This window comes from Sporolactobacillus caesalpiniae, from assembly GCF_040513385.1.
GTDB lineage: Bacteria > Bacillota > Bacilli > Bacillales > Sporolactobacillaceae > Sporolactobacillus.
This window is the reverse complement of record NZ_JBEVCB010000001.1, coordinates 522546-535273: the sequence shown is the minus strand read 5'-3', so window position 1 is coordinate 535273 and position 12728 is coordinate 522546. Positions and strand designations below refer to the sequence as shown.

General features: G+C 41.2%; 13 protein-coding genes. All 13 read right to left on the bottom strand.

The features are described 5' to 3' along the window. Positions 1-496 precede the first annotated feature (496 nt). Complete coding sequence (locus ABWW58_RS02635) at positions 497-1444, bottom strand: hypothetical protein (RefSeq protein WP_353867701.1); 948 nt, start codon at positions 1442-1444, stop codon at positions 497-499. 127 nt (positions 1445-1571) lie between these two features. Continuing rightward, positions 1572-2567, bottom strand: coding sequence for a glycoside hydrolase domain-containing protein (locus ABWW58_RS02630; protein WP_353867700.1), 996 nt, complete (start codon positions 2565-2567; stop codon positions 1572-1574). Beyond that, complete coding sequence (locus tag ABWW58_RS02625) at positions 2567-2965, bottom strand: phage holin family protein (RefSeq protein ID WP_353867699.1); 399 nt, start codon at positions 2963-2965, stop codon at positions 2567-2569. Before ABWW58_RS02625 ends, ABWW58_RS02630 begins: the two co-directional genes overlap by 1 nt. Positions 2966-3087: 122 nt before the next feature. After that, positions 3088-3393: a hypothetical protein gene (locus ABWW58_RS02620; RefSeq protein WP_353867698.1), complete on the bottom strand. Its 306-nt coding sequence runs from the start codon at positions 3391-3393 to the stop codon at positions 3088-3090. Between the two features lie 14 nt (positions 3394-3407). Beyond that, entirely contained in the window at positions 3408-3614 is a 207-nt protein-coding gene (locus tag ABWW58_RS02615) for a hypothetical protein (RefSeq protein WP_353867697.1), read from the bottom strand. 91 nt (positions 3615-3705) lie between these two features. Then, a complete protein-coding gene (locus tag ABWW58_RS02610) occupies positions 3706-4323 on the bottom strand; it encodes an acyltransferase (RefSeq protein ID WP_353867696.1) in 618 nt (205 codons plus the stop codon). Between the two features lie 20 nt (positions 4324-4343). Further along, the gene (locus ABWW58_RS02605; protein ID WP_353867695.1) at positions 4344-5033 is read right to left on the bottom strand and encodes a GDSL-type esterase/lipase family protein; all 690 of its coding nucleotides are present in this window, start codon (positions 5031-5033) and stop codon (positions 4344-4346) included. 278 nt (positions 5034-5311) lie between these two features. Beyond that, on the bottom strand, positions 5312-7363 hold the full coding sequence (locus ABWW58_RS02600; protein ID WP_353867694.1) for an SGNH/GDSL hydrolase family protein: 2052 nt from the start codon (positions 7361-7363) through the stop codon (positions 5312-5314). Next, positions 7360-7845 (bottom strand): hypothetical protein, encoded by a 486-nt coding sequence (locus tag ABWW58_RS02595; protein WP_353867693.1) that lies wholly within the window; start codon positions 7843-7845, stop codon positions 7360-7362. The genes ABWW58_RS02600 and ABWW58_RS02595 overlap by 4 nt, the downstream gene beginning before the upstream one ends. After that, positions 7838-8947, bottom strand: a complete 1110-nt coding sequence (locus tag ABWW58_RS02590) for a phage tail protein (protein ID WP_353867692.1) — start codon at positions 8945-8947, stop codon at positions 7838-7840. The genes ABWW58_RS02595 and ABWW58_RS02590 overlap by 8 nt, the downstream gene beginning before the upstream one ends. 12 nt (positions 8948-8959) lie before the next feature. Then, positions 8960-9823, bottom strand: coding sequence for a phage tail family protein (locus tag ABWW58_RS02585; RefSeq protein ID WP_353867691.1), 864 nt, complete (start codon positions 9821-9823; stop codon positions 8960-8962). Then, the gene (locus tag ABWW58_RS02580) at positions 9820-12444 is read right to left on the bottom strand and encodes a phage tail tape measure protein (protein ID WP_353867690.1); all 2625 of its coding nucleotides are present in this window, start codon (positions 12442-12444) and stop codon (positions 9820-9822) included. Before ABWW58_RS02580 ends, ABWW58_RS02585 begins: the two co-directional genes overlap by 4 nt. A gap of 38 nt (positions 12445-12482) precedes the next feature. Further along, positions 12483-12701 carry a hypothetical protein gene (locus ABWW58_RS02575; RefSeq protein ID WP_353867689.1) on the bottom strand — a complete coding sequence of 73 codons (219 nt, stop codon included), beginning with the start codon at positions 12699-12701 and terminating at the stop codon, positions 12483-12485. Between the last annotated feature and the right edge of the window lie 27 nt (positions 12702-12728).

Sequence of the window (12728 nt, the reverse complement as noted above, 5' to 3'; positions counted from 1 at the left end):
TATTCTTTACGTCTAGGTACTTGCAAATTAATAATTTTTTCTAATACCCAAAAACACCTTAAAACTCTAAGAGTAACAATGACCATGGACCATACAGTCATTAATGTTAACAATGGAATAGGATAGGCGTCTTTGTCAAATATTAAACTTATCAAGGAAAACACTAATGATACGCCTAAAAATTTGCTGGTACTTAGAAATATTAGGAATATAGTTCCAAAGTGCTTGCTTTTTTGCAATCTCTTCATTTGTTCGGTCGAATTGGTTGTCAACAAAATCGACAGTCCAGTTATTACAAACCCTAATAACGCTCCCGAAACGGCTACAATAGTGCCATAAAAAACATCTCGAATGCCATTTAAATCACCCATTAGAATTAGACGATAGTTAGAAAAACATAAAAACCATGAGATTAAGCCCAAAATTACAAATGAAAGTATCAATTCAACACCCAAAAAATGTTTTCTATAGAACCTAATCATAATAACATGCACACTCAGCTTTCATTAAAATTTGGTGCTAGTTCATCATGTGCTTCTTCTATTGCGTTAAACATGCTTTCCGAATCCACGGATTTGCTACGTTCTCCCAATGTCACAACTTTTTTAGACCTTATCATTTTATCTTCAAGAAAATCAAAACTTTTATTTCTTTCCTCGGATCGAGACTCTGCATTAGCTTTAAATTTGTTGAATTTTTGCCTGTTGTCTCCTGAAGACAATAACTCTTTCATTTTGGATCGAGAAAATGGAAAATGAAAACCACCTCGAGAATGTTTTTTCTTTCTTAAAATCACTTCAACACTTTCTGCATCATCAGCTACTTTTGCTGAAGCTTCGAATGCACTATACAGATCTTCATCTAATTCTTTAACAATATTAATTTCATTTTTTGCGATCTCCATTTGCATAAAATTTATTTCCCCCATATCATGAAGTTGCAAATCAATATCTTGATTCAATATCGGAGTAACGTCTATTAATTGGAAAGGATTAACAAAGATCTTACTTTTTTCTTGCAAATAATTACTCAATGTATTAGTACGCGGTCCATAAAAGTTAAATTCTACTCCAATCACATTCTCATCGACAAAATAAATAAAGTGTGTAATTTCAGCAAGTCCACTATTAGCTGGTATGTTTAGTGGTTTTAATATTCCATTAGTTTCCAGAGAAGGAAGTGAGCTTCTTCTTGATATTGCAAATTTACCCCTAACTTGACTTCCATTAATCTCTACTTCGTTTAAAAAACTCACATCATTATTTGCGTAAAATTTAAACCGTGATCGAATATCATTTCCGGCCAAAGGGAGATTAGATATATCGGATATTATTTTTCCTGGGCTAGAATGATGCGTTAAATTAATTGATCCCTGTTGAAGTTCAAAAATATTAAAATCAAAAAAATGTACTTTTCTCATAATAGTTTTGGGTTCTGACACCATAAGACATTCCTCCTAAGTCATATGTTATACATTCATTTTTCGACAAAGAAGTTTATTTTCCTTTAATATAATCTAATTTTTTGCTTTATTTATGTACACCCGATCACCCGGGCGGTGAATCATTATGTCAAAACTTAATCTTCTGTCCTGGATAAATCTTATTCGGATCCTTGATGCCATTTTTCTTTGCGAGTGCCCCGGTTGTTGTACCATGTTTTGCAGCGATCTCGCTTAGAACATCACCAGGCTTAACCGTATAAGGTTCTTTCTTCACTGCCTTCTTGCTCAGCTCTTTTTTTAGTGCTGCACGTGTTTGATCGCCTACGATGCCATCGACTGCAATCTTATAAGTGCGCTGCAATGTTTTGACCGCTACCTCAGTATCATCGCCAAAGATGCCGTCTGCCCCTGTTTTACCGCATGAATAACCAGCCTTGATCAAATCCTTCTGCAACTGTTTCACTGCAGATCCTTTGTCGCCCTTACGAATCAGCGTTTGTTCTTTTGACTTAGGTTTGTCCGACTTTTTGACAGCCGGAGCTCCCCACTCACCGGCAGCTCCTTTTACTTCATTGTAGTCGACCGAAACCCCGGCAATGGTCTGTCCATTTTTATATTGGTAAAGATCAGCATGCTTGCTGACTTTTCCATTGCTCCAGGCATAGGTCTGAAAGAAGAAATCGGCGTAGCTTGTCTCGCTCAGTGCTTCAACCACGCTGTACGAACCGTACACACCGACTTTGTAATCTTTAAGCGTATCGGACACGCCTTTAAAAAACTGTTTGACTGCTTCAAGAGCATCCCCCCTGGCGTCAAAATCAACAGCGAAATAGATTGCTGTGCCTGATGGCTGTTCAATGCTCTTGGCCCATTTTTCCGCTTCCTGTGCTTCGGACACGCCCCTGGCATAATTGAAAAATGATGCTGTATTGTTGGCTGTCTGTCGAATTGAATAAATGTTGATACCGGCGTCTTTTAACGCGCCGACCTCGGCTTTCTCAAGCGTCTTCCAGCTGTCCGGGCTACCGATGTAACGGCCGACCAGCCGGATCCCAGCAGCCCGCAGCTGCTTTGCCTTTTCTTCATTTAATTTTGTTGCTGTGTCAATCGCTTGTACACCCATTATTTTCTTCCCCCTTTTAAAATGTCCACCATTTTTGTGATCTGCTCCGGAACAGGAAGACCGGTCTTGCCGGCGTTTTCCAAAATCGAAAGCAGCTCATTAGCTAAATAGAAAAAAATCACCGCATCTCGTGCAATGTGCTCCGTGCCCAATACCTGATCGGCAAGATGCGCAGCAGCCACGACAATTACGATCATGACCTTTTTGGCAATGCCATGGAAACCGACACTTGACGAAAGTTTGCCAAGATAAGCCGCAGCCACAACCCCGGATAGATAATCAATGATAATGAACGCAAACAAAATACTGATCAGCATGGACCAACCTCCAAACAGATAACCGATGGCTGCCCCAAGCAGAACAGCAGCTGAGCGAAAAATAAATTCAAATGTATTCACAATGATGCCTCCCTTAAATTTGAGCATAAAAAATAGACCCAACTGGGTCCGAATAAAAGGATCAACTCCTTTATTGAGGTATGAAAAAAGAGCCCTTAAGGACCCTTTTATAACAACTAATTTTATTTTTTTAAATCATCAATTTTATACCATCCTGTTGCTTTAAAAAGCTCAATTTCTGTATTAAACTCTTCCGGATCGTCGACTCTTATCTTTTTTAGAACAACTTGACAAGTATCTTCATCATAATCATAGATGATATCTTTAACTTGAGAGGCATTTGACGAAGTCCACTTTCTTTTAAACGCGTCGTCGACTATATGTTCATCAACTCTAGGAATTATGCTAGTATGGACCGATTTATATACTGTAATGTTAACTCTTGAATTGCCATCAATATCAATCTTTTGAACCAATTGAATTCTCATCAATTTTCCTCCAATCACTCTGCTGCTCTTAATATGAACCTTTCTTCACATAAAAAAGTAATTTTGAGATTACTTGGATCATATTTTTTTTGCCTTCCATCTTCCTTAAACTCTCTATTTCTTTCTTCAATGAAAATGTTTAATGCTTCAACACTGGTTTTAGCGGAGACAACTCTTGAGTTCTTGTACGCTTCAATCAAAAACAATTTACTATATTCCATAGTGAGGCCTCCCCCTTTATTAACTCCTATTTGCATATGCGGAAAGCATAATTTCAATATAATTTGTTGCGCAGTAGCGTCCTACTTAGATTTAATCTGACACTATTTTTCTTATTACTATACATGGATTTCCGGCAGCAATAACATTATCAGGAATATCTTTTGTTACTATGCTACCTGCCCCAATCACAGAATTATCCCCAATGTGTACACCTTTCAGGATCACTGCTTCTGCACCGATAAAAACATTTTCCCCTATTAATATCTCTTTTTTGCCGATTTGGTCTTGGTTTTGATTATATCTCCTATTTATTGGATTAATCGGATGAAAATCAGTATCTGCCACCATCGCGTTTGCTCCAAACATCGTATTCTTTCCAATTATTATTGATTTAGATGCGCAGATGGTAGCTCCGCTGATCCCAACATCATCGCCAATAATAATCTTTGCACTCTCATTTAGTGTACGGATAATAGTAGGATGCTTGACACCTAATAATGTATATTTGCTGTTAGAAACCAAAGTAACATTATTGCCTATTACAATTTCTGATCCATTTTTTGCCTCAATCAATGGATAGCCATATAGTTTTAAGTTATTGCCAAATTTTATATTATATAATTTTAGTTTCAGTTTACCAATCAATAAGGCAATGCGAATATTAATTAAAGACGATAGCTTGTCAGCAATTTTAAACAAAAGGTTCATCGACCCTTAGCCCCTATAAATTAATTTACATAGTCATTAATCGTTTTTTTCCATAATAGATAGCCATCACCGTTTAGGTGAATGCCATCAATGGTTAATCCTCGTTTTAATTGCTCGTTTTTATCGATGAATTTATAACTTAAATCGACATATTGCAATCCATAGTCTTTAGCTAACAATTTTAAACCGATATTTAACTTTTTGATTTCACTGTTTGAAGCTTTTGTATCTTTCAAAATATCGGTGTTTATTGGTAAAACACTTTGAACAATCAATTTTGAACTAGGAGACTTCTGTTTAATGCTATTAATTACCTTTTTATAATTAGCTAAGGTCGATTTGACAGAAACACCATTTGACAGATCATTAATTCCTACCATTAAAAATATTTTCTTTGGTTGCCCTTTGACGATATTGGCAATATTATCAATTACTCCGTCCGTTTTGTCTCCTGGAATTCCTCTATTTTTAATATTGCTGTTACCAAATAGTTCACTCCAGTTGCAATAATTAGTTAAACTGTCCCCAGCAAAAACAATATCATTTTTATTTGCAGGAAGAATAGAAAATTCACTTTTTTTGATTGCATGAAAAGGTGTTCCTTGCGCTACTGGTGTTACGTTTTTCTTAATAATGTAAACTGATCCAAACAGCACAAGAATTAGATTAAGCATTAAAGATAAAACGAGAATATTCTTTAACTTTTTCATAGCATACCTCAAACTTAATGTTTATTTATTGGGAATAACAAACGTTTGAAGAGGGAACGATCTATTATCAAAATCTTCTTTTTTGACAACTAACAACATATCACTATTCAAGTATTCAACTATTCTATACTGTGTGTTATTAAATGTTGTTTCTCTATCAATAGAAATGCTTTCGGGTATGATAAAATTATTTTCCTCCATTAAAGTAACCACCTTATGTTGTATTTGGTAACATTTTATCATACGTGGTAGATTATATCAGTTTAATTATTTAATATTCACCAGGTAGCCCCATCATTTTTTAACGGTAAACCAAGTGCATCCAAAATTATTTTAAACAAGGCCGCATAACCATTATCATTTGGATGCAATCCGTCTCCCAATAAGCCATCCCACGTTTGCCCAGAATAGAGGCAATATCTCCTTACCAATCTGAATAAAGATATATGTTCTTGGTTAATGAACTTATTCAGCTTGGATATATTTATATCTACGTCCTCAAGATGATATGATTCTGTACTAGGATCTTCTGCTGCTGTACTTGCAGGAAAAGTAGACATAAAAATTATTTCAGCACCGATTGAATGAATATAATTATAAACTTTCATAAGATTCGTGAACTCTTCGGTTAAGGATAGGTTCACGTTTGTATTTCGGTCATTAGTTCCTAGATCGCAAATTACTATATCCTCATCACCATGTATGATTGTTGATATATTTTGAGAAATGTCACGTGTATTTTTTCCACTTACACCATAATTCTTGACGACACAATTGAATTTGGATTCAAGGTAAGTTTTGAGTAAGTTTGCCCAGCATGTCCCATTTTCATTTACTTGATACGATCCGTATATTATTTCTCCTGTTGTTGCGTATCCTGTTCCGCCTAATCCAGCAGTTCTCGAGTCACCTATAAGCTTGATATTTACAGGTGTACCACCACTAGAAAATAATAATCGACTTAAAATATCTGATATTTTTCTAACTGGTTGAGTTAAAAAATCAGGATCAGCGGAAAAGGATGGAAATACATTTTTCTGTACTCGAAACAATCCAATATCAGTATTTAAAATGGTAAATCGAGCAAATGCTGCATTGCTAGGTGTCGAGAATGTTTTAGAAATACTACTATCCGTTACGCCGATGCCTGATATATACGTTTTACTTGCATCATAAAAAGCAATTTGGTTGTAAAATAATGCAATATATTTGGAATTTGGCAGTACTGGTACATAATCCGTAACGGAATAACTTGTATTCGTTCCTAGCGTACCTTGATCCCATCGTACGTATTGTCCATTTATTAATGATACATCGTCAATTATGTTGTGAATAAAAGGAAATGAGACTTTATCCTTAATAGAATTGATCTTATCTTGCAGATCCCCCTTAAGATTTTCCTCAGAAGCAAAGTTGCCGAATGGCTCATAAGATAAAAGATCTGCCCCTTCATTTACCATACATGTTGTTAAATTAGCTGTTTCAACAGTCATTTTCATGAAATGAGCATTTGATGGGGTGTGGATAAGTCCGTTCGGATCCCCAATCCCAGAAATATAATTTTTTGCTAGATCATAAAAGGCAATTTGACCTGTATAAGTTCTTGAGTAATCACGATCCCCGACTATTTTTATGAAGTCAGAAACTGAAAAAACCCCTGTTTGCGAAGTAGGAACAATAAATCCAGTATCAAATTGTACATAATAATCATTCGTTACTTTCGCTTTATTAAAAATATTTTTTGAAACGTAAGCATCAGTAACAGGATTAAAATCTGTCTTTTCAACAGTTACCATTTCATCTCCAATGGCAGTTTGTTGATAGTCTCCACCTGACGTCCACCCAAAACCATCAAGGTAAAAATACCAATTTCCATCTTCTTGTACAACATAAATCCCCGTTATCCCGTCCGGGTAAGCTTCTTGCAGATCCGATAGTGTCGCATACACGCCTTTTGGAGATCCATCTAAAATAGAAGCAAATTTATTTTCAAAGTATGCTCGATCTGCATCTGCGGATATTTTATCTTCTTTCTGTTGCTCCATATCCGCCAACTGCGCAGCAGTGTCCTGATTAACTTGGGCCTGTGCCGACTCCGTTTTACCAATCTCACCAAGCACCATATCCCTTGCGACCGGATAGGTTTCCCCATCTCGCCCCAGGTGCATGTCTACTACTTCAGACGGCTGCTCAACGCCATTAATCAAATTGTCAACGCGGTCTTTCTGCTCCTGCATGTCTGCGCCGATGTCACCGAATATCTTGTTTAATAGATTACGAAATGCGCGTGTCGTTAACACTCCAATGTTTTCGTATGGCCATTTCATCATTCGCCAGCTCCTTCCACATATGTTTCTGTGCTCAAGTTTCCGTCATCGTCTACTACCAAAATGAATTTATTGCCGCTAGGCGAAACCATGACTGCATCCATTTTCGCCGCAATTTTTTCGACTTCATCCTTATCTGAATCCGTGTAGTCGTTTGTTGATAGGCCCTTTCCAGGCTGTTTATCCACTTTGTTTGCGATCTTCGCCACTTCTAGCTGTTCTTCGTCAGTATAATCGTTGGTTGATAACCCTTTTCCGGTTACCTTACTGACTTTACCAGCAAGTTTGTTATCAATTTCATCAGCTGTATAAGTGCCTATGTCAGCAGCGCCGATCTGTACATCTCCATCTTTTCCATTGACTGATTTCACCGGATAATTAATTGCATCGTCGATTTCATCAGACAATCCCTCGATCGCTTGTGCATGCGTTTTAGGATAAAATGGATCATTGTTTGGATATTTTAATTGAACGATATCAGTCATTGATTTCACCTACCTTGGTACTGATGATTCGATCATCATAAGCTGTGTTGGCGACCTTGATCGTGTCATCGAGTCGGATACTGAGTGTTGAAATGTTTCGTGATGCCCTCGTGATTCCGCTGATTACCTGCGTTGCTGTACGTCTGAGCTCACCCAGTGTGAACTTTGGGGATTCTTTTTCGTTTGAATAATCCTCAATGGCCATTACGCGGATCCGCGTTTTAATGCCGAATGGCTCGATGATGCACCAGACGTAGTCGCCAAAATCAATGTCCTGGATGCCGGCATCACGCAGCTCAACATAGGTAAGATCGATCGAAATATTGATCGAATCCGTCAGCTGCGCCATACAATAGGCAAGCAGCGTGTCATTGTTTGTGAAACGGTCATCGCGCACCGGCTTCGCGTGCCGGATGCCGATGCCTGGCACGCTGGCCAGTGGGCTCGTGTAGTCGATCTGGGCAACGTATGAACCATCCTCATTTTGCTTTCCATAACCACGGATATAGGTCTTGAGCGATGAGGTGTCGATCGACTTTTCCGGATCGCTGATGTTGAACTTGTAGCGCAGCTGATAATCGGTTGTCTTACCGAGTTCTTTTGCCACGTGAATTTTGTTTGCTACCGGCTGATATTCTGCGCCGAATTTATCCAGAGCGCTTTTCAACAAGGAAAAGGAGTCATCATCGCCAAAATTCTCCACAGTGACGGAGTGCGGCAAGCCATCGGCAGACAATTCAATTGCAATACCGGAACCCTCAAGTAAAAACTGAAGCATAGCTTCTAGCGTGAAGGTGCCGGTGATCGTGCCATAGATGTAATTGTTGGCCAACTGGTCATAGATCTTATGTGTCGCTGTGATCGTGACTGCGACCGTCTTCCCGATCGTTCGCTCTTTCAGCAACTTGATGATGTAAGGCTCATGCTCATAGTCGAGCTCGCATTCATTGGCGATCATCGGGTACGCGTGCGCGTTCCGATCCGTCTGATAAACGGTCACGTCAATCGACTTTTCTGCATTGACCGTCCTTTTCCTTGTGACCGAATAATCGGTCAGTCGTTCAATTTTTCCCTCAAGATTCTTGATTAATAAATCGCGCATCTCAATCGCTCCTCACAGGAACAAAAATCGAAAATCAAATGAAATGGTAAAAGCGCCGGTTGCTCCGGTGACTTCAAAATCGTTCCACCCTTTAGCCAGGCTGATCAGTCCTAAATTCGTTTGGCCGAGAATGCTCAACCCGTTTTTCAGGTTCTTCACTCCGTCCAGGACAATTTGATCGGAGCCCAATGTAGTGCCGTTGTACTGCCACACCTCGCTGGTGGTCTTGTTCCGGATCAACAGGTCATCAGATGTGCCGCTATACGTAATCACGAGCATGTTTTCAGTCGGATCAATCGGCCGATTGCCGCCATTCCAGATACGAAATGAAGGCGCGTGTTGCTCATACTCCATGTCCTCTTCCAAGATCATGCCGGAACCGATCGCTTGCCAATTCTCACTGTCCGTGTCTATCGACTCAGCGCATGTACTGACCACCGACTCCGCATAGGGATAGAACGAGACCAGGTCAATTTCAAACAAGCCAACAAGATGCGATTGATCAATGGAATAATCGCCATCAACCTTGACCTTCCAGCGCTTGCCTGGCTGCCTGTTCTCCGTAATATAAAATGGCTCTTTGCTGTCAAAGAGTTGAAAAATTTCATCTCGAAGCAACGAAAACTCGGCACGATCAATGGAACGAAACGAAAACGGGCAATGAATTTTTCTTGGTCCATAAGTTGTTCCCAAGTCCTGCACTCCGTCACGTCCGCTGACCTCGGCTGTTTGGTGCTGCGGTGTCGGCGCGCTGACGATGAAATCACGAAGCTTGATTCCCGCCTCGGACAGAATAATCTGTGTGCCGTCCAGCTTGGTGAGCATGGCATCCAGCTTTATTTTGTCGCCATAACCTTCCTGCATTGCATACGTCATCCTGGCAGACCTCCTGACATAATCGCGTCAATGGTAATCTTGTCCGCATTGACAATATCCAGCATCGGCTGCAGGATTCGCGCCAGTTCCCGACCGTCCAGATTCAGCACATTTTCCAGGCGCAGGACCCGCGGCCCGCTCGATGTGTTCTCATCATTTCCGGATCCGATCATTGATGCGATCGCTTGCGCAAACGGAAGCATCCGTGATTTATTGGACAGTGGAACAACCGCTTCATCACCACCATCACCGGCACCAATAAGGCTTCCTCCCGGCGTTCCTTTAATGACACCACCAGTCTTGAACCACTTGATGTTCAGCTTCGGCACGCTCGGCGGTGCCAGGCTGAATTTACCGTCAATGCTGAAATGCGGCATTTTGATCTTTGGCAAACTGAGATGCATTCCACTGAAAAAGCCTTTAATCGCATTAATGATCCCGGCAATCTTATCCTTGGCTGCGCTGATTGGTGAAACGATGGCATTCTTTATGCCGTTCCACACGGACGATGTGACCGACTTAATGCCATTCCAAACCCCTGAAACAACTGATGATACGGTATTAATGGCACTTGATACACCACTTCTTATTCCATTCCAAACAGCAACAATCACTGATTTAATTGCATTCCAAACTGTTGTTGTCACACCAAAAATGGTGCTAAATACGCCAGAAAAAAAGCTCACCAAGCCATTCCAAACAGCGCGTCCGATCGAAACGATGCCATTCCATAACCCAACCAGAAAACCTTTGATCGCATTCCATACGCTCATAAAAATAGTTTTATAGGCATTCAACACAAAGCTAAAGTAAGCTGAAAGACCATTCCACACGGCTTTCGCTACGCCGCTGATGCCATTCCATATACCGCTTAGAACCCCTCTTATTCCCGACCAAACCGCAGATGTGACGCTCTTAATCCCATTCCAAATGGTTGTGAAGAAACTAGCCAAACCGCTCATAACCGATTGAAAAAAGTTTACAATTCCGTTCCAAACGGTTTGTGCCGCGCCGCTAATGCCACTCCATATGCCACTCAAGAATCCGGAGATCGCTGACCAAACAGCTGATGTGATGCCCTTAATCCCATTCCATACCGATGTAAAAAGGCTGTTCAATCCGCTTAGCACAGACGTAAAGAAGTTCACCAATCCATTCCAAATGGACTGAGTAAATGAAACAATTCCACCCCAAATGGATGCAAACAGTCCGTTAATAAAATTCAGCGCAGCTGAGAACAGACTCTGTAAGTACGCCCAGAACACCGCAAAATATTTCTTGATCTCATCCCAATAAACGATGACGGCCACAATGGCAGCAAGTGCCGCAATGATTAATGCAACCCACCAAAAAGCGGCCATCATACTGATCTCAAGTGTCGCGCAAGCCGCAGATAGCTGACCGAAAGCAATGATCATCGTCCCCACAACTGCGAGCACCGGCCCGATTGCCGCGGCAATCAATCCAAGAACGACAATGAACGTCTGTGTTGACGGAGACAAGGACTGGAAAGCGTTCGACAATGTGCTAACTGCTTTCTGAATCACTGGGAACACTTGGTCAGCCATGTTCAGCAATACATCACCAATGGGTTCAAGCGCTTCGCCAAGGCTTCTCATGGTTTGTTGGAATTTATCGCCTAGGCTGTTATAAGCAGACTCGCCGGCGCGTTTTGCCGCACCATCCACTTCACCGAGCTTATTAACAGCCGGATCCATGGCCTTGATCACTTTTCCTCGAACATCTTCCCATTGCGTCCCAAACAGGGCGACACCGGCTTGGTTTTGCTTCATTGGGTCTTTCATTTTCGCCAATGCGGCCACTGTAGCCATAAATGCTTTTCGCCCATCGTCTCCGCCTTTAGCAATCGCCTCGCCCATTTGATTGGCATTCAGGCCGATCATTTTGAATCCTTCATTTGTTGTTTTCGATCCGTCTTGAGCGCGAATGTTAAATTCTTTGACGGCATCACCGACTTTATCCAGGTTAAAAGCGCCGTTCTGCGCGCCCTGGATGAAGATATTGAACATGTCGTCAGCGCTCATGCCCATGGATGAAAACTGAACAGAATACTCAGAGATCGTATCGAGCAGTTCTCCGGAGTAGTCGCCGCCTTTTTGCGCGCCGACCGTGATCAAATCCATTGCCTTGGTTCCCGAAACACCGAAATTGTCCATCAACGCTTTCCCAGCACGTGTGGATTCGTTCAAGTCGAATCCGAACACATCACTAAGCATGAATGCGGACTTGGTCACCCCATTGATCTCTTTGTTGCTCATGCCTTTCATGTTCTGGTTGACCATGGTCACGCCGTCAGCTGCAGCCTGTACATTCTCACCGAAACCGTTTTTCCAAACGTCTCGTGCAATGGATTCTAATTCTTTAGCGCGCCCGGATGTTTCGCCTAGGCGCGCCTGCATCATGCCCTGCGACTTTTGAAAATCGTCCGCGGTCTTTATCGATGCGGCGCCAACCGCTGTCAAGGGAAGGGTTAGCCCGGCCGTAAGCTTACCGCCAAGATCTTGCAAACCACCGCCGACATTCTTCGTATCTTTGGTCAATTTGCGCATTTGCTTATTAAAATTGTCTAGGTTTGCGCCAATCTTGACGATAAGTGCCAAGCAAATCCCCTCTTCCCATGGCATAAAAAAAAGAACCGTTAGGTCAGTTCATTCCTGCCAAACAATTCATGTCGTTCCTGAATGATTTCTTCTGTCGTCAATTTATTTTCCTCTTCAAAAAGAGGTAAGAATCGCGCGTTTTTCTTCCGGAACGCATTGATGATCGCGTTCAACATGACATTACGTTGCATTTCCAATCCGTTCCGTTCCTGCAGGTTGTGGCGTGTCATGAGCGTATTGAATTCCTTATACGTCAATTCACCGACCTCCTCAGGGGAGAGACC